The sequence below is a fragment of the Arthrobacter sp. NPDC056886 genome (genome assembly GCF_042788715.1).
Taxonomy (GTDB): Bacteria; Actinomycetota; Actinomycetes; order Actinomycetales; family Micrococcaceae; genus Arthrobacter.
This window is the reverse complement of the sequence record NZ_JBHUBT010000013.1, coordinates 114277-139015: the sequence shown is the minus strand read 5'-3', so window position 1 is coordinate 139015 and position 24739 is coordinate 114277. Positions and strand designations below refer to the sequence as shown.

Here is a 24739-nt window from a genome sequence, read left to right as displayed (position 1 = left end):
GCGGGCTACTCACCGGTGAGCGACTGCGTGGGGGAGTGCAGCAGGTCCAGCGTCTGCCCTTCCCCTAGGTACATGTGGACGCCGCACGGCAGGCAGGGGTCGAAGCTCCGGACGGTGCGCATGATGTCGATGCCCTTGAAATGATCGCGGTCGTTCTCCTCGAAGATGGGCTGGCCTTGCACCGCGTCCTCATAGGGTCCCGGTGTTCCCTCGGAGTCGCGCGGACTGGCGTTCCACGGCGTCGGCGGGTAGGGGTGGTAGTTGGCGATCTTGCCGTCGCGGATCACCATGTGGTGTGAGAGCACGCCGCGGACGGCTTCCGTGAAGCCGCAGCTGATGGCTTCGTCCGGCACCTCAAAGGACTCCCAGGTCTTGGTGCGGCCAGCCCGGATCTCCTCGAGGGCCTTTTCGGCGAAGTGCAGTGCCGCGGCGGCCGCGTAGGCCTGGAAATAGGTCCGCGCACGGTTGCGCTCCAGTGTGTTGCTCCACTGCGGGATCTTCCATTCCAGGGTCACCGGGCCCTTCAGCGCGGTCTTGGGCAGCTCGATCTGGACGCTGCTGCCGGTTGACTTCAGGTAGCCGGTGTCGACCAGTCCCGCGAGGGCGGTCGACCAGAGCCGGGCCAGCGGGCCGCCGCCGGTATCGAGCGCCAGGTTGTTTTGGCCGTCAGACCACCGCGGTGACATGACCCAGCTGTACTTGTCCTCCAGGTCGCGTTTCTGCGGCCGAGGGTTGGTGTGCTGGTTCCAGGGGTGCCGGCGGTCCACCGGGTTGCCCAGCGGATCCCGGGTGACGAACATTTCCTGGTCGCCCCAGTCCTCGTAGTACGACGAGCCCAGCATGATCCGGATCCCCAGGTTGATCCGCACCAGGTCCGTGGTCACGAGTTTTCCGTCCACCACGACGCCTGGGGTGACGAACATCTTCCGGCCCCACTCGGTCATGTCCTTGTAGGCGAAATTGCAGAACTCCGGATCCTGGAAGGAGCCCCAGCAGCCCAGCAGGGTGCGCCGCAGCCCCACCTGCTCGTATCCGGGCAGGGCCTCGTAGAAGAAATCGAAGAGGTCATCGTGCATCGGCACGACCTTCTTCATGAACTCCACGTACCGCATGAGCCGGGTGAGGTAGTCCGTCATCAGCTGGATGGTGGCCACGGTGCCCACACCGCCCGGGTAAAGCGTGGAGGGATGGACATGCCGGCCCTCCATCAGGCAGAACATTTCCCGGGTCATCCGGCTGACCTGCAGCGCCTCGCGGTAGAACTCTCCGGTGAACGGGTTCAACGAGCGCATGATGTCAGCGATGGTGCGGTAGCCGTGGTCGCCCGCGTGCGGGGCCGGGGTGTTCTCGGCTTTGGCGAGCACCGACGGGTTGGTTTCGGAGACCATCTTCTCGCAGTAGTCAACGCCGACCAGATTCTCCTGGAAGATGTTGTGGTCGAACATGTACTCGGCGGCCTCGCCCAGGTTCACGATCCATTCGCCGAGGTGCGGCGGCTTCACCCCGTAGGCCATGTTCTGCGCGTAACAGGAGCAGGTGGCGTGGTTGTCGCCGCAGATTCCGCATATCCGGCTTGTGATGAAGTGGGCGTCCCGGGGGTCCTTGCCGCGCATGAAGATGGAATAGCCGCGGAAGATCGATGACGTGCTGTGGCATTCCACCACTTGATTGTTCTTGAAGTCGACCTTGGTATAGATGCCGAGGCTGCCGACGATCCTTGTGATCGGGTCCCAGGCCATCTCCACCAGGTTCTCGCCCGCGGAACCGTCCGCCGGGGGCATCGGAATCGTCGAAGTCATTGCATTGCCTCTCTGCTTAGCAGCCCTACCAGGTCCGCTTGGCGCCGGTCAGCAGATCATTACCGGGTTTGCGCCAGCGTGGTTCCTGGTCCAGCGTGTGCTTCGTGATGTTCCGCAGTGTCCTGATGGTCTTGCCGTAGGGCATGACCGACGCGGTAGACAGTTTGCCGCCAGGAGGTTCGTCCATGAACGGCATGAACTTGTCCGGGAATCCCGGCATCGTGCAGCCGATGCAGATGCCGCCCACGTTCGGGCAGCCGCCGATTCCGTTCATCCAGCCACGCTTGGGCACGTTGCACTTGACCACAGGTCCCCAGCAGCCGAGTTTGACGATGCACTTCGGGGACCCGTATTCGGTGGCAAAGTCGCCCTGTTCGTAATACCCCGCGCGGTCGCATCCCTCGTGCACCGTCTGGCCGAACAGCCACGTTGGCCGGAGCGCCTCGTCAAGGGGAATCATGGGTGCCTGCCCGGTGGCCTGGTACAGCAGATACGTCATGGTCTCTGACAGGTTGTCGGGCTGGATGGGGCAGCCCGGGACGCACACGATCGGGATTCCGGCCTTGGACTTCCAGTCATACCCGAGATAGTCGGGCACGCCCATGGCCCCGGTGGGGTTCCCGGCCATGGCATGGATGCCGCCGTACGTCGCGCAGGTTCCCGCCGCGATGATGGCCGTCGCCTTGGGTGCCAGCCGGTCCAGCCACTCACTGGTGGTGATCGGCTGTCCCGTATCGAGGTTGTTGCCGAAGGCCGCCCAGTAGCCGCCCGCGGCGTGCAGGTTCTCATTCGGGATGGACCCCTCCACCACCAGCACGAACGGTTCCAGCTCGCCGCGGTCCGCCTTGCGGAACCACTCGAGGAAGTCGTCGGCTCCCTGCTGCGGGCCGCATTCGAAGTCGATCAGCGGCCAGTGCATGGCGATTTTGGGAAGTCCGGGAAGTGCCCCGAGGGCTATCTCCTCGACGCTTGGCTGGGTTGCCGCCGTCAGGGCCACGGAGTCACCGTCGCAGCTGAGTCCGGCGTTGATCCACAACACGTGGATCAAAGTTTCTTCCGCTTTCATTGCAGTAGCTGTAGGCATCGTTGCCTCCTTCGGAGCCCCGCCCTGCGGCTGCGGCTCGAATGTTGCGTCAGCAGGTCAAACGCGTAGTCCACCGGAGCGCGGCGCGCCCCCGGCGACGGCCGCCGCCAGGTGGGGATTCTTCCGGATCCACTCCAGCCAGCCGTCCATACCGTCGCCGGTGGTAGCTGACAGGGTCAGGACGTCGACGCCGGGATTCAGCCGGCGCGCCTGGCGCACACAGCGCTCGACGTCGAACTCCACATAGGGGAGCAGGTCTGCCTTGTTGATAATCACCAGGTCGGCAGCCAGGAACATGTGGGGGTATTTCTGCGGTTTGTCATCGCCCTCCGTAACTGAGATCACGACGACCCTGGCCGATTCACCGAGGTCGAACAATGCCGGGCACACCAGGTTGCCCACGTTTTCGATGAAGACTGTGGAGCCGGGTACCGGGTCCAGCGCGTCCAGGGCCCGCTGCAGCATCCCGGCATCCAGGTGGCAGCCTGCTCCGGTGTTGATTTGGATCACCGGCCGACCCGTGGACCGGATCCGGTCGGCGTCCAGGGACGTCTCCTGGTCCCCTTCAATCACACCGATGTCCAGTTCCCCGGCCAGTTCCCGGATGGTCCGCACCAGGAGCGTGGTCTTGCCGGCGCCGGGGGAACTCATGACATTGAAGGCCCGAATGCCGCGTCCTTCCAGCCATCCCCGGTTGCGTGCGGCCAGGAGGTCATTCTTGGCGAGTAGATTCTCCTCCAAGGAAATGATGGTCCGTCCGTCCGGCGCGTGGCTGTGCCCATGCCCGTCAGGCCCGTGGCCGTGATCGTGCGGATGTTCGTGGCCGTGATCGTGGGGATGCGGATGCTCGTGCGGGGCTGCAAGCGGGTGTAACGTTCCCTCGACGTCGGAAACCCTGGTCCCGGCGTCGTCGCCGCATCCGCACGTCGCACACATGTCTACGCAACCTCCACCGAGGTGACCACGAGTTCCCGGCCACTGACGATTTCGACATCGGCACTGCCGCACGGACAGAGCAGAAACATGTCCTCAAGGACGAATTCGTCGCGGCAGCTTCGGCACCTGGCCCGGCCCTCGGACTCATCGATCGTGAGGGCTGCGCCGGCCAGCGGCGTGTCAGCTGAAACGACTTCGAAGCAAAAGCGCACGGCATCCGGCAGGACGCCGCTCAAGGGGCCAATCCGCAGGTTAACGCCCGTGACGGGGCGGTCGCCGGTCCGGTTCAGGACCGCCTCCACAAGACCTTGGGTAATCGCAAGTTCGTGCATGAGCCGTTGCCACCTCGTCGTTTCAATGTAGGCCCGCAGGGTACAAACTTCAATACGCCCCCCTTACGCCCGGGGCACGGTCAAAGCCGCGGGGGCGCCGCGCCTCCCCGCCTCCCGTAGCCGCTCCCGACATGGCTGCCGGCGTGCTCGGCCCACCGTGCCCGGCCGGGGTGCAACCTTCGACTTCAACCAGAACGTCAAGGCACAGCGCACGCCCCGGTGTCAAGGTCCGGCGAATACCGTGTCGGGCGCTGTAACCTTGGGAGGAACGCGCTGGGCTCTGGGAGCCCGGAGGCGGCAATATGAAGCACGACAATCACCGTCATCGAAAGTGTGGATAGATACGTGAGCAGCGAGCAGGGTTCAGCAACTCTGGAAGGCACCGAACTCGACCTGGAAGACGCCGTCATGGGTCCCACCGGGCGGCCCCATCGCGACTTTCCGGAGCCCGCACCGCTGTCTTCCCACGGTCCTGCGCGGGTCATCGCCATGGTGAACCAGAAGGGCGGGGTGGGAAAGACCACGTCCACGATCAACCTCGCAGCGGCTCTGGCCGAATACGGCCGCCGCGTGCTCCTGGTCGACTTCGATCCGCAGGGCGCCCTGTCCGCCGGCCTGGGCACCAACCCGCACGAGCTCGATCTCACTGTGTATAACGTGCTGATGGACCGCAAGGTGGACATCCGCGACGCCATCCAGAAGACCGGCGTGGATAACGTGGATCTGCTCCCTGCCAACATCGACCTCTCCGCCGCCGAGGTGCAGCTGGTCAACGAAGTGGCCCGCGAGCAGGTCCTGGACCGGGCGCTGAAAAAGGTCGAGGACGACTACGACATCGTCCTGATCGACTGCCAGCCCTCACTCGGGCTCCTCACCGTCAACGCGCTGACGGCAGCCCACGGCGTCATCATCCCGCTGATCTGTGAATTCTTCGCCCTGCGCGCCGTGGCGCTGCTCGTGGAAACCATCGACAAGGTCCAGGACCGCCTCAACCCGCGTCTGCAGGTCGACGGCGTGCTCGCCACGATGTACGACGCCAGGACGCTGCACGGGCGCGAAGTGATCGCCCGGCTGGTGGAGGCCTTCGGCGACAAGGTCTTCGAAACCGTCATCAAGCGCTCCATCAAGTTTGCCGACGCCACGGTTGCCGCCGAGCCCATCACCACCTACGCGGGCAACCACGTCGGTGCCGACGCCTACCGCCGCCTGGCCAAAGAGCTGATCTCGCGCGGCGGCGCGCCCTAGCCAGGATCGTGGCAGGCGCCTCCTTTCCGCCAGCGGATCTCCACATGCCCGTGCTCGACATGTCGGTGGAGTTCGACACACGCGCGCAGTCCGCGGGCCTGGCTGTCCCGGCAGGGCCGGCCGTCACCGCAGAATCTGACCTCCCCGCACCTGACGTCCCTGCACCTGACCTCCCCGCACCTGACGTCCCTGCACCTGACCTCCCCGCACCTGACGTCCCTGCACCTGACCTCCCCGCACCTGACCTCCCAGTGCAGTCAGGGAAGAAGCCCGGATTCGAAGTGCGGCTGGCCAACTTCACTGGCCCGTTCGACCTCCTGCTCGGCCTGATCTCCAAGCACCAGCTGGACATCACCGAGGTGGCGCTGTCCACAGTCACGGACGAATTCATCAAGTACATCCGGGGCCTGCAGCAGCTGGGGGAGGAATGGGCGCTGGATGAAGCCAGCGAATTCCTGGTGATTGCGGCCACGCTCCTGGACCTCAAAGCGGCCCGGCTGCTGCCCGCAGGCGAGGTTGAGGACGATGAGGACATCGCGCTGCTGGAAGCCCGTGACCTCCTGTTCGCCCGGTTGCTGCAGTACAAGGCGTTCAAGCACGTGGCCGGCATGATCGGCTCCACGCTTGAGCTTGAAGCCCGGCGGTATCCCCGGCAGGTTGCCCTGGAGGGACACTTCGCTGCCCTGCTTCCGGAGCTCCTGTGGCGCCACACCCCGGAGCAGTTCGCGTCCCTGGCCGAGGCGGCCCTCAAGCCGAAGGAGGCGGCCCCCACGGAAGTTGGCCTCGCGCACCTTCACGGCACGCCCGTGAGCGTCAAGGAACAGGCGGAGCTGCTGGGGAACCGGCTGCGGCTGGGGACGCCGCTGACGTTCCGGGCGCTGATCGCCGACGCCGAATCCACGCTGGTGGTGGTGGCGCGGTTCCTTGCCCTGCTGGAGCTGTTCCGCGACCGTGTGGTGGGCTTTGACCAGTTGCTGCCGCTGGGCGACCTGACGGTGCACTGGACGGCCGATTCCCACGGGTGGAGCAGCGAAAACCTGAGTGAAGAATACGAGGACAAGCCGTGAACGAACGATTGCCGGACACCGAGCCGGACGCTGGGCCGGACACGCGGCCGGACGTCGCGAACCTGCCCGGCGGGGCCCGCGCGGCACTCGAAGCCGTCCTGATGGTGATCGACGAACCGGCCACAGCCACGGCCCTCGCCGCCGGACTGGACCTGACGGTCGACGTCGTCGAGGGTCTGCTGGAGGAACTGCAGCGGGAGTATAACGGTTATACTGTTAATGCCCCGGATGTGGACGATGCCAGCCATAGCAGCAGAAATGGCGGCTTCAGCGCCATCGCCCGGGGTTTTGAATTGCGGAATATCGCCGGAGGCTGGCGGATCTATTCCCGCGCTGATTTCGCCGAGATCGTCGGCGGATTCGTGCTGGAAGGACAGACAGCCAGGCTGACGCAGGCGGCGCTCGAAACGCTCGCCGTCATCGCTTACCGCCAGCCCGTATCAAGGGCGCGGGTGTCTGCAATTCGAGGAGTCAATGTTGACTCTGTCGTGCGGACGCTGACGCAGCGGGGGCTGATCGAGGACTCGGGAACAGATCCCGAATCCGGAGCAATCCTGTACCGCACGACGTCGTATTTCCTGGAGCGAATGGGAATCGGCTCGGTGGCGGAATTGCCGCAGCTTTCACCCCATCTTCCGGGGCTTGAAGGCATCGAAGAGTTTTACGACGCTGGAAGAATGTAGGCAGGAACAACTGCCTGCGCACGAGTATCCACCAGGGCAGAATCATTTTGCCCCGTCGGCGGGTGTTGTCGGGAGACAGCGGCCGTCGGCCAACAAACGAAGGACGGGTCATGACACAGGCGGGACGCCAGGGTTCACCACGTAACAGTTCGGGACGTAACAGTGCCGGGCAAAACGGTGCCGGACAAAACAGTGCCGGACAAAACAGTGCCGGACAAAATTCAGCGCAGGGCTCAGGCCGCGGCGCACAAGGCGGTTCGGGCCGCAGCGGCGGAGCCGGCTACAAGGGCGGCGGAAGCCGCACCGGCGGAGCCGGATTCAAGGGCGGCGGAGACCGCCCCTTCAAGCACCCCAAGCCTCGCGAAGAGGCCTTCATCGATCCGGACCTGCAGGGTCCCGACGGCGCGCCGTCGGCTGCCCGCCCGGCTTCCGCTGACTGGAAGTCCAAGGCGCCCTCCGGCAAGGAGGCAGCCCGCAAGGCGGCCGCCCGCAAGCCCGGCTTCGGCAAGGCCCCCGGCACCCCCGGTGCCCTCAAGCCCAAGCCGCGCATCGGCGCCGGAGCGGCCAAGGCCACCGGTTCCCGCGCCTTCGGCGGCGAACGCTTCGGCCAGAGCCTCGGCCCGGTCCGCAAGCCGGCCCGCAAGCGCGGCCCACGCGCCGCGGTACCGCAGTCTGAGCTGCACGACGCCGACGGCACCCGCCTCCAGAAGGTCATGGCCTCCGCCGGGGTCGCCTCACGGCGGGTCTGCGAGGAAATGATCGCCGAGGGCCGCGTCGAGGTCGACGGCCAGGTTGTCACCGAGCTCGGCGTGCGCGTCGACCCGAAGTCGGCAGTAATCCACGTCGATGGTCTGCGCATCCAGCTGGACGAGAACATGGTCTACATGGTCTTCAACAAGCCCAAGGGCGTTGTCTCCACCATGGAGGACCCGGACGGCCGCCCGTGCATCAGCGACTTCGTCCGCAACCACCACGGCGAACGCCTGTTCCACGTGGGCCGGCTCGACGTCGCCACGGAGGGGCTGCTGCTCCTGACGAACGACGGCGAACTCGCCAACCGCCTGACGCACCCCTCCTATGAAGTGCCCAAGACCTACCTCGTGCAGGTCCGCGGGCCGTTCCCGCAGGGGATCGGCGCCGAACTCAAGGCCGGCGTCGAGCTCGAGGACGGAATCGCCTCGGTGGATTCCTTCAAGCTTGTCGACTCGACCCCCGGCCACGTGCTGATTGAGGTCGTGCTGCACTCGGGCAAGAACCGGATCGTCCGGCGCATGTTCGACGCCGTCGGGTTCCCCGTACTGCGCCTGGTCCGCGTCAAGGTTGGCCCCATCGGGCTGGGCGACCAGCGCCAGGGCAGCATCCGCAACCTCGGCAAGCAGGAAGTCGGCCACCTGCTGGCATCCGTGGGGCTGTAAGCGTGTCCGCCTTCCGCACGCACGGCCGCGGCCACCTGAACGGCCCGGTGGTCGTCTTGGGCTCCGGGCTTCTGGGCACCAGCATCGGGCTGGGGCTGCGGGGGCGCGGTGTGGTTGTGTTCCTCTCGGATCCCTCGCCGACCAACCAGGCCGTCGCCGTAGACATCGGCGCCGGCCTGCCCTTGGCGTGCCTGAACACGACACAGCCTGACGACGACCAGCCGGAGCTCGTCGTAGTGGCGGCGCCGCCGGATGTCACGGCGGACGTCGTTGCCAACGCGCTCCGGGACTACCCGCACGCCGTCGTGGTGGACATTGCGAGTGTGAAGGCGGGCATCCTGGCCGATCTCCGCAGCCGCGGCGCTGACTTGGGCCGCTACGTGGGGACTCACCCCATGGCCGGCCGGGAGAAATCCGGTCCCGTCGCTGCCCGCGGCGAGCTGTTCACGTCCATGCCGTGGGTCGTGTGCCCGGCGGAAGAGACTCTGCCGGAGTCACTGCAGGTGGCGCGTGCGCTGGCCGGCGACCTCGGCGCCGTCGTATCCGAATTCGCCGCTGCCGAACACGACGAAGCCGTCGCGCTCGTCTCACACCTGCCGCAGGTGATGTCCTCGCTCGTGGCCAGCCGCCTGCAGGGCACCCCCCTGCATGCCCTGTCCCTGGCGGGAAACGGGCTGCGGGACGTCACCCGGATCGCCGCCAGCGATCCCACGCTCTGGGTCCAGATCCTGGGCGCGAACGCGGACAAGGTGGTGGAGATCCTGCACGGAGTCCGCGAGGACCTCAACCGGCTGATCGGCACCCTGGAGGCCCCCACGGCTCCCGGGGCCCGGCTGGACCTTGCCCAGCTCTTCAGCGAAGGCAACGCCGGCCAGTCCCGGATCCCGGGCAAGCACGGTGGACCCCCGCAGGCCTACGCCTGGCTGACGGTCCTGGTGGACGACACGCCCGGACAGATCGCGAAGCTGCTGACCGAGATCGGCGAGATCGGCGTCAACGTCGAGGACCTCCGCCTGGACCACTCCTCGGGACAGAATGTGGGCATGGTGGAAATTTCCGTCCTGCCCAACAAACACGACCTTTTGATCGAAGCCCTCAACGACCGCGGATGGCAGGTACTCCAGTAATGACCCAGGAACTTATCGAAACCGTGGACGTGCTCCGGCCCGGAAAAAGCCTAGTGGTCGCCATCGACGGCCCCTCCGGATCCGGCAAATCCAGCGTCAGCAAAGAGGTGGCCCGCCGGCTCAAACTGGCCTACCTCGACACCGGGGCGATGTACCGCGCCCTGACGTGGTTCTGCCTGGAGAACGGCACGGACCTGGACGACGCCTCGGCCGTCGAGGTCGCGGCCGAGACCCTGCCGCTGGACATCAGCACGAGCCCGCAGGAAGAGTACGTCCGCGTCGGCGGGCACGATGTCACGTTGGCCATCCGTGAACCCGCTATTTCCGCGGCGGTCAGTGCCGTTGCCACTACCCTGGGCGCGCGTACGGAACTGATCCGCCGGCAGCGTGAGCTGATCGAAAAGCACCACCGCCGCATGGTGGTCGAGGGCCGGGACATCACCACCGTCGTCGCGCCCCATGCCGAGGTGCGGATGCTCCTGACCGCGAGCGAGGAAGCACGGCTGCGCCGCCGCGGCATCCAGCTCGGCGGCAGCCAAAATGCCGAGCAGCTGGCAGCCCAGGTCACGCACCGCGATGCCAAGGACTCCACCGTTGTGAACTTCACTACGGCCGCCGACGGCGTCGTCACCCTGGACTCCTCGGAGCTGGACTTTGACGAGACGGTTCAGGCCGCCCTCGACATCGTCGAAACCGTGGTCAACCACACTGCCGTTCCACGCCGGGCCATCCACGGTGACTGAGGGGCGCACCGGACGGCTGGCGGGCGTGCACGCCTCCGTGCCCGGCCACTGGACGACGGCGTGGAGCCGGCCTGTGGGCTGGATCCTGGACCACCTCGTCTACCGCACCTCGGTCACCGGACGGTCCAACGTCCCGGCGGCCGGCCCCGTCATCTTCGCGGGCAACCACATCAGTTTCCTCGACGGGCCCGTCATGTTCGGCGCCTCGCCACGGCCCATGCACATCCTCGTCAAACAGGAGATGTTCACCGGGCTCCTCGGCCGCATACTGGCGGCGTCGGGCCAACTGCCCGTCGATCGCCGCGGCGGCCGTGCGGCGCTGGCCACGGCCCGGAGCCTGCTCGCCGCCGGACGGTGCGTCGGGATTTTGCCGGAAGGCACCCGGGGGAGCGGTGAGGCCGCCGCGATCAGCAACGGCGTCGCCTGGCTGGCGCTCAACTCCGGCGCCACCGTGGTTCCCGTAGCCATCCTGGGCACCAGAATCGACGGCGAACACCTGGACACGGTTCCCGCACCCCGCCGGAGGCTGCACGTCAGCTTTGGCGGGGCCATCAACGTCAGCCGCAGGCCCGGTGAGACCGGCCGTGTTTCAATGGACAGGGCGGGAACCGAAATTCGGGCCGCGTTAGCGCGCCATGTCCAGGACTCAGTACTAAGAACCGGGCAGTCCCTGCCCCACGCGGAATCCCCGCATGAACGTCACGAAGAAGTAGCCGGGACGCCGGCAGATCACCACCTAAGGAAAGTGCAATGAGCGATACGACTCAAACCTCCGGCAATTTTGGCGCCGGCGAAGACGAATACACGCCCACCGGCACGGACCAGGTGGCTGAACACCTTGCCGCCCTGGACGATGACGAGGCGGAGCTCCGCGCGGCCTCCCTCCGGGCCGGGCTGGACGACTACGAGCTGGACGAGGACGACGCAGCGCTGCTGAGCGGCCGGTTCGACGACGAGGACTTTGACGGTCCGGTCAAACTGGATCCGGTCCTGGCCATCATCGGCCGGCCCAACGTGGGCAAGTCCACCCTGGTCAACAGGATCCTGGGCCGCCGCGAGGCAGTGGTCGAGGACACCCCCGGTGTCACCCGCGACCGCGTCATGTACTCGGCGAACTGGAACGGCCGCAACTTCACAGTGGTGGACACCGGCGGCTGGGAACACGATGCCCGCGGCATTCACGCCCGTGTGGCGGAGCAGGCCGAGATGGCCGTGGAACTCGCGGACGCCGTCCTGTTCGTCGTTGACTCCGCCGTGGGCGCAACCGCGACCGACGAAGGCGTCATGAAGATGCTGCGGAAGTCGAAGAAGCCGGTCATCATGGTGGCCAACAAGGTGGACGACTTCGCACAGGAAGCCGATTCGGCAACCCTCTGGGGCCTGGGCTTCGGCGAACCGTACCCGGTCTCGGCCCTGCACGGCCGCGGCGTGGCCGACCTCCTGGACCACGTCATGGATACTCTCCCGGAGTACTCCCTGATTGAAGGCCTTGAGCGCTCCGGCGGACCCCGCCGTGTGGCCCTGATCGGCCGCCCGAACGTCGGCAAGTCCTCGCTGCTGAACAAACTGGCCGGCTCCGAGCGTGTGGTGGTGGACAACACCGCCGGCACCACCCGTGACCCGGTCGATGAATTCATCGAACTCGGCGGACGCACGTGGCGCTTCGTGGACACGGCCGGCATCCGCCGCCGTCAGCACATGGCCCAGGGTGCGGACTTCTACGCGTCCCTGCGCACGCAGAGCGCGCTCGAAAAGGCTGAGGTCGCCGTCGTGCTCCTGGCTGTGGACGAAGTCCTCAGCGAGCAGGATGTCCGCATCCTGCAGCTCGCCGTCGAATCCGGCCGCGCCCTGGTGCTCGCCTTCAACAAGTGGGACCTCCTGGACGACGAGCGCCGCCGCTACCTGGAGCGCGAAATCGAGCAGGACCTGGCGCACGTCGCCTGGGCCCCGCGCGTGAACATCTCGGCCTTGACCGGCTGGCACAAGGACCGGCTGGTCCCGGCCCTCGACGTTGCCCTGGAAAACTGGGACAAGCGCATCCCCACCGGACGTCTCAACGCGTTCCTGGGCGAACTTGTGGCGGCGCACCCGCACCCGGTCCGCGGCGGCAAGCAGCCCCGCATCCTGTTCGGTACCCAGGCGTCTAGCCGGCCGCCGAAGTTCGTGCTGTTCACCACCGGATTCCTGGACCCGGGCTACCGCCGCTTCATCACCCGGCGCCTCCGCGAGACCTTCGGTTTCGAGGGCACGCCGATCGAGGTCAACATGCGTGTACGTGAAAAGCGCGGCAAGAAACGTTAATTCCGACACACCATGGCTGTGACAGCATGAAATTGTCACAGGCACCCTCCGGGATCGTGTAAGCTTTTGGAGGTGGTTCGGCCGGACTGCTTGGAAGAAAACCTGGAGAGAATCCGGGACGATATCCGAGCGGAGAACGGTGGAACCAGCGGGCTGTAGCGCAGCTTGGTAGCGCACTTGACTGGGGGTCAAGGGGTCGCAGGTTCAAATCCTGTCAGCCCGACCAACAGACGAAACCCCGCCATTCCTGACAAGGGAATGGCGGGGTTTTCTGTTGCTCAGACTTCCGCGGGGAAGGACGCACGGAGTGCCGCAAGCAGCCTGCCGAAGATCTCATCCTCGCTTCCCGTGCCGTCGACGCTGAGCAGGATCCCACGCTCTGAGTATGCTGAGGCCACCGGCTCAGTCTCGTGGTGGTAGAGCTCCAAGCGGTGCCGGATCACGTCCTCGGTATCGTCGCTGCGTCCGGTTATGGTGGCGCGGTGGAGCATTCGGCGGACGAGTTCCGCGTCGTCAACCGTTAGTTGGACTGCGACATCCAGCCCGTGCCCGTCGGCGGCAAGAATGACGTCGAGTTCAGCCTGCTGCGCCGTGTTCCGGGGATATCCGTCCAAGAGGAACCCGACCCTGACGTCATCCTGGACCAGGCGGTCACGCACCACCCGGTTCGTCAGGGTGTCGGGCACCAGATCGCCCGCGTCCAGATGCACAATGACTTCCTGGCCCAGCGGCGTCAGGTTCTTCACATGGTCGCGGAAAACCTCCCCAGTGGACACCACGGTGATGCCGAGGCGCCGGGACAAGCGTTCGGCCTGGGTGCCCTTGCCGCACCCCGGGGGACCCATGATCAGCATTCGCATCGTTGAGACATCTCCCTCAGGCGCCGTTGAAAGGCGTACTTGTATCGTGTTCGCTGGGAGGCGCCAGCGCAAGGGATCCGGACGCCGGCGCCCGTTTCAAGACGCGCCTATGTGGGGAGGCGCCCGTTTCACGAAGCGTCTATTTGAGGAAGCGTGACGTCCGCCGGTCGGCCAGGATCTTTCCCTTCGTCTGGCACGTCGGGCAGTACTGCAGGGCGGTGTCCGCAAAGGAGACCTCCCGGACTGTGTCGCCGCACACCGGACATGCTTCGCCGGTCCGGCCGTGGACCCTCATATGGCTCCGCTTGGTGTCTTTGAGTTCGTTGGGCGGCTTGCCCTGGGCTTCCGTCACGGCCGTTCCCAAGATGGTGTGGATGGCGTCGTAGAGGCGCTGGACGTCCGTCGGGTCCAGGGACTTGGCGAGGGCGAATGGCGAGATCCTGGCGGCGTGCAGGATTTCGTCGCTGTAGGCATTCCCAATCCCGGCGATGATGCTCTGGCTCCGCAGGACGCCCTTGATCTGCTGGGAGCTGGAACCGAGAATCCCGGCAAAAGCGTCGACGTCGAAGTCCGGACTGAACGGATCCGGTCCGAGCGCCGCGATGCCGGGAACGTCAAGCGGATCGCGGACGACATAGACCGCCAGGCTCTTTTTCGTGCCCGCCTCGGTCAGGTCCATGCCCGCCGGGCCGGCAGCGCCGGTGAATGCCAGCCGCAGAGCGATGTGCCCCTTACCCATTTTCAGCTGGGCGTCGGTGGGAGTGTCAGTGAAGCGGACCCAGCCGGCCCGCGCCAGGTGGAAGACAAAATGCAGCCCGTCGGTTTCCATGCTGACGAACTTGCCGAACCGGCGCACCCCGGTGATGGCCCTGCCCTCAAGGTCGGAGTAGAGGGGGTCTGCCGTCTTGAGCACGGCGAAGGAGACCAGCTGGATTTTCGTCACCACTGCTCCGCGCAGGTGCTCGTCCAAAAAGTCCGTCAGGGCCGCAACTTCAGGAAGCTCAGGCATGGCCTAGCCCCGGCCGGTCCGGAGGGTCCCGGCACCCCTGTTGTTCACATTCCGGCTGTTCACATTCCTGACATTCGGCGGCGCATGTTCTGCCATCGCACCATCATGACAGAACCCTCCCCGGCCCCTGCCCGATATGCCTATACTTTCAGCGGCGGCTAGAACAAACGACTGCCGCCGCATAGGTGATTGACCCGATGAAAGGCCCGTCATGAGCATCATTCCCGAAGACCTGTCCTACACCGCAGAACACGAATGGGTTTCAGCCCCCAATGCCGACGGGATTGTGCGCGTCGGCATCACCGATTTTGCCCAGGACGCCCTCGGGGATGTCGTTTATGCCCAGATGCCCGAAGTGGGGACAACCATCAAGGCCAACGACGTGGTCGGAGAAGTCGAATCCACCAAGAGCGTCAGCGACATTTACGCCCCTGTTACGGGCGAAGTCGTGGCCCGGAACGAGGCCTTGGACACCGATTCTGCCCTTATAAACTCAGATCCGTACGGTGAGGGCTGGCTGATCGAAATCAAGCTTGCGGAAGCCGACGCCGTCGAGTCCCTACTCAGTGCATCCGAGTATGAACAGCAGGTAGGCTAAAGACAGAGGTCGTTCGGGCCGGGGCCGCCGGAGAGTGTTGTTGGGATAACAAAACAAGCCGCGCCCCGCCGAAAGGCCTCAATACCGGGACTGCGAGGCTTTTCCGGACGGCATGCGTTGTTTGCAGGGGGGACACCTGCAACGAATGAGGAGGACTCAATGTTTGGGCACGAACGGAACGACACCGGTGATGGTTACGGCACGGGTGGAGTGAAAGCTTCGGAGACCACGTCGATCAACCTCACTCCGGTGCGCGATGAACCAAACTTCACGCCGAAGCTCTCGACCGAGGAGCGGACAGCGGTCGAGGCCCTTCCCTTCGGATCGGCCCTGCTCGTGGCGCACAGCGGCCCCAACGCCGGCGCCCGGTTCCTGCTGGACTCGGACGTCACGACGGCGGGCCGCCACCCGGACGCCGACATCTTCCTCGACGACGTCACCGTGTCCCGCAGGCATGTGGAATTCCGGCGCACAGCACGCAGCTTTGAGGTAGTGGATACCGGGAGCCTGAACGGCACCTACGTCAACCACGACCGCGTGGACTCCGTGGAGCTGAAATCCGGCAATGAGGTCCAGATCGGCAAGTTCCGCCTCACCTTCTACCTCAGCCCTGCCCGCGCAGCAGGCAACGTCTGATTCCGGGGTAGCTGCCTGTGGCCACGGCACATGCGGATCGGCGCGGACCCCAGGTTCTGAACATCGGGGAAGTCCTGGCTCAACTGAGCGACGACTTTCCCAGCATGACGGCGTCAAAAATCCGGTTCCTTGAGGAAAAGGGACTTATTAACCCGCAGCGGACCCCTGCCGGCTACCGGCAGTATTCCGAGAACGACGTCGAACGGCTGCGCTTCGTCCTGTCCCTCCAGCGTGACCAGTACCTGCCGCTAAAGGTCATCAAGGACTACCTTGACGCGATCGACCGTGGCGAACGGCCGGAAAACCTGCCGGCAGGCATCACGCTCTCCCCGCGCATCGTCTCCGAGGAGCTCGCCACCGAGCTGCAGAGCCGTGCGCGCCGGCTCAGCGAGGAGCAGCTCCGTGCGGAATCCGGGGCGAGCGTCCCGCTGCTGGAATCGCTCTTGAGCTACGGCCTGATTGGGCACGTCAACGGCAAGTTCGACGAACACGCCCTGCAGGTGGCGCGGGCTTGCGTCCAGCTGGAGAGCCATGGCCTGGAACCCCGCCACCTGCGGCCGTTCCAGGCGGCTGCCGACCGCGAATTCGGCCTCGTGGAACGCGCCGTGGCCACGCTGACATCCCGCAAGGACGCAGCCTCCCACGCCCGCGCCGCCGAGGCGGCCCGGGAAATCAGCGACCTCTGCCTGTCCCTGCACCAGGCGCTGGTCCACGACCGCATCTCAAGGATGGACATCTGATGATTGAGGTGGAGATTGTCGGCGTGCGGATTGAGTTGCCGTCCAACCAGCCGCTTGTCCTGCTCAAGGAAATCCATGGTGAGCGCCACGTGCCGATCTGGATCGGCACTCCGGAAGCCAGCGCCATCGCCCTGGCCCAGCAGGGAGTCGTCCCGCCCCGGCCGATGACCCACGACCTCCTCGTGGACGTTGTCGAGGCCCTGGGCCACACGATCGTCAGCGTCAACATCGTCGCGGTCGAAGACAACATCTTTTACGGGCAGCTGCAGTTCGAGAACGGCACCACGGTCAGCTCCCGGGCCTCGGATGCCCTGGCGCTTGCCCTGCGCGCCAAGTGCCGGATCTGGTGTGCCGACGCCGTCATGGACGAGGCCGGCGTCCGGATCACCGAACACGATGAGGGCGAGGACACGCATCCCGGACCTGCCGTCGACGAGGAAGGCGAACTGCGGCGCTTCCGCGAGTTCCTCGACGACGTCGAACCCGAAGACTTCGGCGGCTGAACAGCACTGAACAGCACTGCACGGCAACCGGGGCCAGGGAGGCTGCTGGGGTTGCTGGTGTGCCTGTGACGGCAGGGGTTTCTGAAACGCCCGGGACAGCTGTGGCGGCACAAACGTTAAAGTCGAGGATGAAACTTTCGACACGCCCGCCAAATAGCCCCAACGTCTTTGACCTTGGGCCCGAGCAGGCCTAACGTCGGAGGTACAAGTTCCCATTGCATACGGTAGCCGCGCAAGTCACACTGGAAAGTGCAGCCCCGGCTGAATTACACGGATGAAGTCCTCATCCAGTGTTATGCAGCTGTTCACATATATTGCTGCCGATGCAACTTACCCAGGGGAACCCACGACAAGGAGGGTCCACGTGAGTCCGAAAGGCGAAGCAGGCGAGCTGAAGCAGGCCGCAACGGCCGGCATTGCTGTGCCCGCCAGCGGTGCCCAAGGCCTGCTGTTCACCGAGGATCTTCCCGTTCTGGACGAAGACGCGGGCTACCGCGGCCCCACCGCCTGCAAGGCGGCCGGCATCACCTACCGCCAACTCGACTACTGGGCACGCACCGGGCTCGTTGAGCCCGCCGTCCGCGGCGCGGCCGGCTCCGGCTCCCAGCGGCTCTACGGCTTCCGCGACATCCTTGTCCTCAAGGTGGTCAAGCGGCTCCTGGACACCGGCGTCTCCCTGCAGCAGATCCGCACGGCTGTGGAGCACCTGCGGGAGCGCGGCGTCGAAGACCTCGCCCAGATCACGCTCATGAGCGATGGTGCGAGCGTCTATGAGTGCACGTCGGCCGATGAAGTGATTGATCTCGTCCAGGGCGGCCAGGGGGTGTTCGGCATCGCCGTCGGCCGTGTGTGGCGCGAAGTTGAAGGTAGCCTCGCAGCCCTTCCCAGCGAACACGCCACGGACCAGTCCTTTCCCGACGACGAACTGAGCAAGCGCCGCGCGGCCCGCAAGATCGGCTAACGCATACCGTTTCAGACACGACTGAGGCCGCCTCCCGGACAGGGAAGGCGGCCTCAGTTCGTAGAGCCGTGTGGGTCGGGAATCCGGCCGGTGCGCCCGTGGGCGCGGTTAACGCTGGCTGCGGTTGCGGACGGTCCCGGCCGGGGCCACACCGTTGGGATGCAGCAGGTTCTGCAGCAGGGTATCGAAGAGCCCGGCGGCATTCTTGGCCGAGTCTCCGGGCCAGTGGTGGATGGAGTGGGCCGCGCCCTGGATCTGCTGCCAGTTGGCCTGCTCCGGGATGTGCGGGCTCAGCAGCAGCTCGCCGAACATGGACTCCATCTCCGAGAGCCGGAACGTGTGCTCCGCCGAACCGCTGCGCACCCGGTTGGCCACAATGCCGGCGGGGGACAGTTTGGGGGCGAATTCCTGCCGGAACAGCTGGATGGCGCGCATTGTGCGCTCCGTGCCGGCCACCGAGAAGAGCCCCGGTTCGGCCACCAGGGTCACCTTGTCGCTGGCGGACCACGCCATCCGGGTCAGGCCGTTCAGCGACGGAGGGCAATCCACCAGGACGAGTTCATAGTTTGTGGCACCCGCGAGGACAGCGGAGAGCCGGCGGAGGTCACGGCGGCCCAAGTCAGGCCGGTCGTAGATGCCGGTGTAGGCAGAGCCCACGGCCACGTCGAGGACGGAAGGTGCTGTGCCGGACTGGGCTCTACCGTTGGTGCGACCGTTGCCGCTGCCGTTGATCCTGGCGTGTTCCACCCAGCCGCTGGGCACCACGTTGTCCGCCAGGTGCGCCCGCCGGGGCGACCTTAGCATCCTGCCGATGTCGAGCTGATCGTCCGGGCTCACGCCAAGGGCGGTGCTGGCGTCAGCGTGCGGGTCAAGGTCGACGACGAGGGTGGGAATGCCGGCGGCCAATGCCGCCGACGCCAGTCCGGTGGTCACGGATGTCTTGCCGACACCGCCTTTGAGGCTGCTGATGCTCACTACTTGCACTTGAAAAACCAATACCTAACGCCGGTTGCCGAGACGGGGTCGTGCCGGCTCCTGCGTTCTCCGGAGCCGGGGCGTGCATGCGCCACCCACCAACTCATCATATGTTGATGCTCCGGCGAAACCCGTTTCATCCGGCGTGGGGGCGCCAGAACGTCCCGAACCGGACAGGCCGGGAAAGCTCCATGGCCGGGGCCCTGCCCATTGCGGCGTCCGTGACGGATAATGCTGTGACAGTCGCCACAATGATTTGTGTTTGCCCGCACAGGTCCTAGACACTGTGAGCACTTACCGATACGCCCGCGATGATGCAGGAGAAGTATGTTTTCTAAGATTCTGGTGGCCAACCGCGGCGAGATCGCGATTCGCGCTTTCCGCGCGAGCTACGAGCTGGGTGCCAAGACTGTCGCTGTGTTTCCCCACGAGGACCGCAACTCTATTCACCGCCAGAAGGCCGATGAGGCGTATCTGATCGGCGAGGAGGGACACCCGGTCCGGGCGTACCTCGACGTAGACGAGGTGGTGCGCGTAGCCAAGGAGTCCGGGGCGGATGCCATCTACCCCGGCTACGGCTTCCTTTCCGAGAACCCGCGCCTGGCGCGCGCCGCGAAGGAGGCGGGCATTACGTTCGTCGGCCCGCCGGCTGCGGTCTTGGAACTGGCAGGGAACAAGGTTGCCGCGCTTGAGGCCGCCCGCAAGGCCGGTGTCCCGGTGCTCAAGTCCAGCCAGCCGTCGAAGGACTTGGACGAGCTGATCGCGGCCGCGGATGAAATCGGCTTCCCGATCTTCGCCAAGGCCGTCGCCGGCGGCGGTGGCCGCGGCATGCGCCGCGTTGACACCCGCGAAGCGCTGCCGGAGGCCCTGCAGGCCGCCATGCGCGAAGCCGACGCGGCGTTCGGGGATCCCACCATGTTCCTGGAGCAGGCCGTCCTGCGCCCGCGCCACATCGAAGTCCAGATCCTGGCCGACGCCGAGGGCAACGTCATGCACCTCTTCGAGCGGGACTGTTCCATCCAGCGCCGCCACCAGAAAGTCATCGAGATCGCGCCCGCCCCGAACCTCGACGAGGGCATCCGGCAGGCGCTGTACCGCGACGCCGTGAAGTTCGCGAAGGCGCTGAACTACGTCAACGCCGGTACGGTCGAATTCCTTGTCGACACGGTGGGGGAGCGCGCCGGCCAGCACGTGTTCATCGAAATGAACCCGCGCATCCAGGTGGAGCACACTGTCACCGAGGAAGTCACCGACGTCGACCTCGTCCAGGCGCAGCTGCGCATCGCCGCCGGTGAGACCCTCGCGGACCTGGGCCTGTCGCAGGAGAGCGTCCAGCTCAAGGGCGCTGCCCTGCAGTGCCGCATCACCACCGAGGACCCGGCCAACGGCTTCCGGCCCGACGTCGGCAAGATCACCGGCTACCGCTCGGCCGGCGGCGCCGGTGTCCGGCTCGACGGCGGCACCGTCTACTCGGGCGCGGAGATCAGCCCGCACTTCGACTCCATGCTGGTCAAGCTGACCTGCCGCGGCCGGAACTACCCGGCGGCCGTTGCCCGGGCCCGCCGCGCCCTCGCCGAGTTCCGCATCCGCGGCGTGTCCACCAACATCTCCTTCCTGCAGGCCGTCCTGGACGATGCCGACTTCGTGGCCGGGGATGTGGCCACCTCATTCATCGACGAACGGCCCCAGCTGCTGAAGGCGCGGGTCTCCGCGGACCGCGGCACCAAGCTGCTGACCTGGCTTGCCGAGGTCACCGTCAACAAGCCCAACGGTGAACTCAAGGTCCACACGGACCCGGCGGACAAGCTTCCTGCCCTCGATGACAAAGAGGCCCGGCCGGGATCCCGCCAGCGGCTCCTGGAGCTCGGTCCGGAAGGCTTTGCGCGGGCCCTGCGCGCCCAGGATGCCGTGGCCGTCACGGATACCACCTTCCGCGACGCGCACCAGTCCCTGCTCGCCACCCGCGTGCGCACCCGTGACCTCGTGGCGGCCGGTCCGGCCGAGTCCAAGCTGCTCCCGGAGCTGCTGTCGGTCGAGGCCTGGGGCGGGGCCACCTACGACGTCGCCCTGCGCTTCCTCGGCGAAGACCCGTGGGAGCGGCTTGCCGCCCTGCGCAAGGCAATGCCGAACCTGTGCCTGCAGATGCTGCTCCGCGGCCGCAACACCGTCGGCTACACGCCCTACCCGGAAGAGGTTACGGTGGCGTTCGTCAACGAAGCCGCCGCCACGGGCATCGACATCTTCCGCATCTTCGATGCCCTCAACGACGTCAACCAGATGGCCCCTGCCATCCGGGCCGTCCGCGAGACCGGTACCGCCGTCGCCGAGGTCGCCCTCTGCTACACCGCGGACATGCTGGATCCGGAGGAAACCCTTTACACCCTGGACTACTACCTGGGGCTGGCGCAGAAGATCGTCGACGCCGGGGCGCACATCCTCGCCATCAAGGACATGGCCGGGCTGCTGCGTCCGGCGGCCGCGGCACGCCTCGTCTCGGCGCTGCGGGAGCGGTTCGACCTTCCTGTCCACCTGCACACGCACGACACCGCAGGCGGCCAGCTGGCCACGCTCCTCGCGGCCGTGGATGCCGGCGTGGATGCCGTGGACGTGGCGTCGGCCTCCCTGGCCGGCACCACCAGCCAGGTCTCGGCCTCGGCCCTCGTCGCAGCGCTGGCCCACACGCCGCGCGACACCGGCCTCAGCCTCGCGAACGTCTGCGCCCTTGAGCCCTACTGGGAAGCCGTCCGCCGGGTCTACGCGCCGTTCGAGTCCGGACTGCCGGGGCCCACGGGCCGGGTCTACCAGCACGAGATTCCGGGCGGGCAGCTGTCCAACCTGCGCCAGCAGGCGATGGCGCTGGGCCTGGGCGAGCGTTTTGAGGCGATCGAGGACATGTACACCGCGGCGGACCGGATCCTCGGCCGCCTGGTGAAGGTGACGCCGTCGTCCAAGGTGGTGGGCGACCTCGCTCTGCACCTGGTGGGCCTCAACGCCGATCCCGCGGACTTCAACGAGAACCCGCAGAAGTACGACGTTCCGGATTCCGTGATCGGCTTCCTCTCCGGCGAACTGGGCGACCCGCCCGGCGGCTGGCCCGAGCCCTTCCGGACAAAGGCGCTTCAGGGCCGCAAGATCAAGGTCCGCGACGTCGAGCTCAGCACCGAGGACAGCGCTGCGCTCAACGGCGATTCCAAGACCCGCCGGCACACCCTCAACCGCCTGCTCTTCGCCGGTCCCACCAAGGACTACCAGAAGAGCGTCGAGTCCTACGGCAACCTCTCGGTGCTGGACACCCGCGACTACCTCTTCGGGCTGCAGCGCGGCGCGGAGCACGAGATCGAGCTCGAGAAGGGCGTCTACCTGATCGCTTCGCTCGAGGCCGTCTCCGAGCCGGACGAGAAGGGCATGCGCACCGTCATGTGCACGCTCAACGGCCAGTCCCGGCCCGTAGTGGTCCGCGACCGTTCAGTGGTGAGCAATGTCAAGGCCGCCGAACGCGCCGATGCCTCCCAGCCGGGCCAGGTGGCCTCACCGTTCGCCGGCGCCGTCACGCTGACCGTCAAGGCCGGCGACACGGTCAAGGCCGGCGACACGGTGGCCACGATCGAGGCCATGAAGATGGAAGCGTCCATCACGACGCCGGTGGCCGGCACCGTAGCGCGCCTCGCCGTCGGCGCGATCGAGCAGGTCCAGGGCGGGGACCTGCTGCTCGTCATTGAATAGCAGTCGAATAGCGGCAGGCAACAGCCCGTAACACAAAGGAAGGGTCCTTCCGGCGGAAGCTGGAAGGACCCTTCTGTTGGTGCTGTGTTTCTGGTGCTGTGTTTTCTTGCGCTGCTTTGTGGTGCTCCGGTGGTGCGCGGAGTCCGCTACCTATGCCAGGGTGGCACGCTTGGCGCTGTACATTTCCTCGATCACGTTCTCGAAGTCTTTGAGCACCTGGGCCCGCTTGACCTTCATGGAGGGGGTCAGGTGGCCGGAGGCCTCGGTGAAGTCGGCCGGCACGATCCGGAAGGACTTGATTGCCTCGGCCTGGGACACGGACTGGTTGGCGTGGTTGATGAGCTCCTGGACGGCGGCCTTGACTGTCGGATGCTCTGCGGCCTCGGCGAGCGGGGTTGAGGCCGGGAGCCCGTGGCGGCCCAGCCAGCCGGGGAGCGCCTCTTCGTCCAGGGTCACGAGGGCGCCGATGAACGGGCGGTTGTCGCCCACCACCAGCACCTGCGAGACCAGCGCGTCCGCCCGGATCTGGTCTTCCAGCAGGGCCGGGACCACGTTCTTGCCGCCGGCCGTGACGATGATTTCCTTCTTGCGTCCGGTGATGGTCAGGAACCCCGCCTCGTCCAGCTGGCCGATGTCTCCGGTGCGGAACCAGCCGTCGTCGTCGAAGGTCGCGGCGGACAGGTCATCGCGCTTGTAGTAGCCGTGCATGACGCACACGCCCTTGGCGAGGATCTCGCCGTCGTCCGCGATCCTGACGGAGTTGCCGGGAATCGGGGCGCCCACGGTGCCGATCCTGATCAGCTGCGGTGTGTTCACAGTGACGGGGGCCGTGGTTTCGGTCAGTCCGTAGCCTTCCAGGATCTGCATGCCGATGCCTTGGAAGAAGTGGCCCAGCCGTTCACCGAGCGGGCCGCCGCCGGAAACGGCATGGGCGACCTGTCCGCCCATGGCGGCCCGGAGCTTGCTGTACACGAGCTTGTCGAACAAGGAGTGCTTGAGCCGGAGGCCAAGGCCCACTTTGCCGGCCTGCCGTGCGCGGGAGTAGGCGATGGCCGTGTCCGCGGCGCGGTGGAAGATGGCGCCCTTGCCACCGTCCTCGGCCTTGGTCAGGGCGGAGTTGTAGACCTTTTCGAAGACGCGCGGAACGGCGAGGATAAAAGTGGGCTGGTAGCTCTGCAGGTCCGGCAGGAGGTTCTTGATGTCCGGTGTGTGAGCCACCGTGACGCCGGCGGCCACCGCCAGCACGGAGATGAAGCGTGCGAAGACGTGGGCCATCGGCAGGAACATGATGGTCCTGGCGTGCTCGTGCACAACCGCACCCAGCGAGGTGGCCAGCACATTCTCGGAGAGTTCCACAAAGTTGCCGTGGGTCAGTTCGCAGCCCTTGGGCCGGCCGGTGGTTCCCGAGGTGTAGATGATCGTGGCGACATCGTTCAGGGAGGCCTCGCCGCGCCGCGCTTCAAGCTCGGCGTCGCTGATGCCGGCTCCCGCCGCACGGACCTCGTCCAGGCTGTCGCCCTCGAGCTGCCAGACATGCCGCAGGGCAGTGAGCCCCTCGGAGGTGGCGGCCTGCCGGATGATGTCCTCGTGATGCGCGGATTCGCCGAACGCGGCCACGGCGCCGGAGTCGCCAAGGTTCCAAGCCACCTGGGAGGGGGAGGAGGTCTCATAGATCGGGACCGAGACGGCGCCCGCGAACCAGATGGCGAAGTCGATCAGGGCCCACTCGTACCGGGTGCGGGACATGATGCCCACACGGTCACCGGCGGCCACACCGCTGGCCATGAGGCCCTTGGCGAGGGCCGAGACGTCGGCCAGGAAATCCGTGGCACCGACGTCCTGCCATTGGCCAGCCGCGTCGAGCCGCGAGAACAGCGCAGGGTTGGAGGCCTTGGCCGCCTGGCGCACCACGAGATCGGTGACGTTGGTGCCCGGATCGACATTCACCAGGGGCGGGACAATGATTTCTCGCACGACAGCTCCTTAGGTATCCATAGGCCCG

General features: G+C 66.2%; 22 protein-coding genes and 1 tRNA gene. 15 read left to right on the top strand and 8 right to left on the bottom strand.

Features of this window, described 5'->3' with window-relative positions; translation table 11 throughout:
- Positions 1-5: 5 nt before the first annotated feature.
- The 4 genes from ACFRJ8_RS20525 to ACFRJ8_RS20510 all read right to left on the bottom strand — a co-directional run bounded on the left by ACFRJ8_RS20525 (position 6) and on the right by ACFRJ8_RS20510 (position 4151).
- Positions 6-1799, bottom strand: a complete 1794-nt coding sequence (locus ACFRJ8_RS20525; RefSeq protein WP_377988204.1) for a nickel-dependent hydrogenase large subunit — start codon at positions 1797-1799, stop codon at positions 6-8.
- A 25-nt stretch (positions 1800-1824) separates the two neighbouring features.
- A complete protein-coding gene (locus ACFRJ8_RS20520; RefSeq protein WP_377988203.1) occupies positions 1825-2883 on the bottom strand; it encodes a hydrogenase expression protein HypE in 1059 nt (352 codons plus the stop codon).
- A 57-nt stretch (positions 2884-2940) separates the two neighbouring features.
- The gene (gene hypB / locus ACFRJ8_RS20515; RefSeq protein WP_377988202.1) at positions 2941-3624 is read right to left on the bottom strand and encodes a hydrogenase nickel incorporation protein HypB; all 684 of its coding nucleotides are present in this window, start codon (positions 3622-3624) and stop codon (positions 2941-2943) included.
- 197 nt (positions 3625-3821) lie between these two features.
- Entirely contained in the window at positions 3822-4151 is a 330-nt protein-coding gene (locus ACFRJ8_RS20510; RefSeq protein WP_277526857.1) for a hydrogenase maturation nickel metallochaperone HypA, read from the bottom strand.
- Between the two features lie 345 nt (positions 4152-4496).
- On the opposite strand from ACFRJ8_RS20510, the gene ACFRJ8_RS20505 reads away from it, so the two are divergent.
- The 9 genes from ACFRJ8_RS20505 to ACFRJ8_RS20465 all read left to right on the top strand — a co-directional run bounded on the left by ACFRJ8_RS20505 (position 4497) and on the right by ACFRJ8_RS20465 (position 12958).
- Positions 4497-5396: a ParA family protein gene (locus tag ACFRJ8_RS20505; RefSeq protein WP_377988201.1), complete on the top strand. Its 900-nt coding sequence runs from the start codon at positions 4497-4499 to the stop codon at positions 5394-5396.
- A 59-nt stretch (positions 5397-5455) separates the two neighbouring features.
- Positions 5456-6463, top strand: a complete 1008-nt coding sequence (locus tag ACFRJ8_RS20500; RefSeq protein WP_377988231.1) for a segregation/condensation protein A — start codon at positions 5456-5458, stop codon at positions 6461-6463.
- A 101-nt stretch (positions 6464-6564) separates the two neighbouring features.
- Entirely contained in the window at positions 6565-7146 is a 582-nt protein-coding gene (locus ACFRJ8_RS20495) for an SMC-Scp complex subunit ScpB (RefSeq protein ID WP_377988230.1), read from the top strand.
- Positions 7147-7256: 110 nt separating this feature from the next.
- Positions 7257-8561 (top strand): pseudouridine synthase, encoded by a 1305-nt coding sequence (locus ACFRJ8_RS20490; protein WP_377988200.1) that lies wholly within the window; start codon positions 7257-7259, stop codon positions 8559-8561.
- 2 nt (positions 8562-8563) lie between these two features.
- On the top strand, positions 8564-9688 hold the full coding sequence (locus tag ACFRJ8_RS20485) for a prephenate dehydrogenase (RefSeq protein ID WP_377988199.1): 1125 nt from the start codon (positions 8564-8566) through the stop codon (positions 9686-9688).
- On the top strand, positions 9688-10431 hold the full coding sequence (cmk, locus tag ACFRJ8_RS20480) for a (d)CMP kinase (protein ID WP_377988198.1): 744 nt from the start codon (positions 9688-9690) through the stop codon (positions 10429-10431). Before ACFRJ8_RS20485 ends, cmk begins: the two co-directional genes overlap by 1 nt.
- A 73-nt stretch (positions 10432-10504) precedes the next feature.
- A complete protein-coding gene (locus ACFRJ8_RS20475; protein ID WP_377988229.1) occupies positions 10505-11185 on the top strand; it encodes a lysophospholipid acyltransferase family protein in 681 nt (226 codons plus the stop codon).
- On the top strand, positions 11182-12732 hold the full coding sequence (gene der / locus ACFRJ8_RS20470) for a ribosome biogenesis GTPase Der (protein WP_377988197.1): 1551 nt from the start codon (positions 11182-11184) through the stop codon (positions 12730-12732). The genes ACFRJ8_RS20475 and der overlap by 4 nt, the downstream gene beginning before the upstream one ends.
- A 149-nt stretch (positions 12733-12881) precedes the next feature.
- Positions 12882-12958: transfer RNA gene (locus tag ACFRJ8_RS20465), tRNA-Pro, on the top strand.
- 52 nt (positions 12959-13010) lie between these two features.
- Here ACFRJ8_RS20465 and ACFRJ8_RS20460 read toward each other — a convergent pair.
- Together ACFRJ8_RS20460 and ACFRJ8_RS20455 are read right to left on the bottom strand one after the other, a co-directional pair.
- Entirely contained in the window at positions 13011-13586 is a 576-nt protein-coding gene (locus ACFRJ8_RS20460) for an adenylate kinase (RefSeq protein WP_377988228.1), read from the bottom strand.
- 145 nt (positions 13587-13731) lie between these two features.
- Positions 13732-14601 carry an Fpg/Nei family DNA glycosylase gene (locus ACFRJ8_RS20455; RefSeq protein WP_377988196.1) on the bottom strand — a complete coding sequence of 290 codons (870 nt, stop codon included), beginning with the start codon at positions 14599-14601 and terminating at the stop codon, positions 13732-13734.
- 211 nt (positions 14602-14812) lie between these two features.
- On the opposite strand from ACFRJ8_RS20455, the gene gcvH reads away from it, so the two are divergent.
- The 5 genes from gcvH to ACFRJ8_RS20430 all read left to right on the top strand — a co-directional run bounded on the left by gcvH (position 14813) and on the right by ACFRJ8_RS20430 (position 18039).
- Complete coding sequence (gcvH, locus tag ACFRJ8_RS20450; RefSeq protein ID WP_377988195.1) at positions 14813-15199, top strand: glycine cleavage system protein GcvH; 387 nt, start codon at positions 14813-14815, stop codon at positions 15197-15199.
- A gap of 159 nt (positions 15200-15358) precedes the next feature.
- Positions 15359-15835 (top strand): FHA domain-containing protein, encoded by a 477-nt coding sequence (locus ACFRJ8_RS20445; protein WP_377988194.1) that lies wholly within the window; start codon positions 15359-15361, stop codon positions 15833-15835.
- Between the two features lie 104 nt (positions 15836-15939).
- Entirely contained in the window at positions 15940-16575 is a 636-nt protein-coding gene (locus ACFRJ8_RS20440) for a MerR family transcriptional regulator (protein WP_377988193.1), read from the top strand.
- Positions 16575-17078: a bifunctional nuclease family protein gene (locus tag ACFRJ8_RS20435; protein WP_091255089.1), complete on the top strand. Its 504-nt coding sequence runs from the start codon at positions 16575-16577 to the stop codon at positions 17076-17078. Before ACFRJ8_RS20440 ends, ACFRJ8_RS20435 begins: the two co-directional genes overlap by 1 nt.
- Before the next feature lie 364 nt (positions 17079-17442).
- A complete protein-coding gene (locus ACFRJ8_RS20430; RefSeq protein WP_277526868.1) occupies positions 17443-18039 on the top strand; it encodes a MerR family transcriptional regulator in 597 nt (198 codons plus the stop codon).
- A 108-nt stretch (positions 18040-18147) separates the two neighbouring features.
- Here ACFRJ8_RS20430 and ACFRJ8_RS20425 read toward each other — a convergent pair whose 3' ends face one another.
- Positions 18148-19023, bottom strand: coding sequence for a ParA family protein (locus tag ACFRJ8_RS20425; RefSeq protein WP_377988192.1), 876 nt, complete (start codon positions 19021-19023; stop codon positions 18148-18150).
- A gap of 318 nt (positions 19024-19341) precedes the next feature.
- Here ACFRJ8_RS20425 and ACFRJ8_RS20420 point away from each other — a divergent pair, with 318 nt between their 5' ends.
- Positions 19342-22737: a pyruvate carboxylase gene (locus tag ACFRJ8_RS20420; RefSeq protein WP_377988191.1), complete on the top strand. Its 3396-nt coding sequence runs from the start codon at positions 19342-19344 to the stop codon at positions 22735-22737.
- Positions 22738-22887: 150 nt separating this feature from the next.
- Here the strand turns inward: ACFRJ8_RS20420 and ACFRJ8_RS20415 are convergent, their stop codons facing one another.
- Complete coding sequence (locus ACFRJ8_RS20415; protein WP_377988190.1) at positions 22888-24711, bottom strand: AMP-dependent synthetase/ligase; 1824 nt, start codon at positions 24709-24711, stop codon at positions 22888-22890.
- Between the last annotated feature and the right edge of the window lie 28 nt (positions 24712-24739).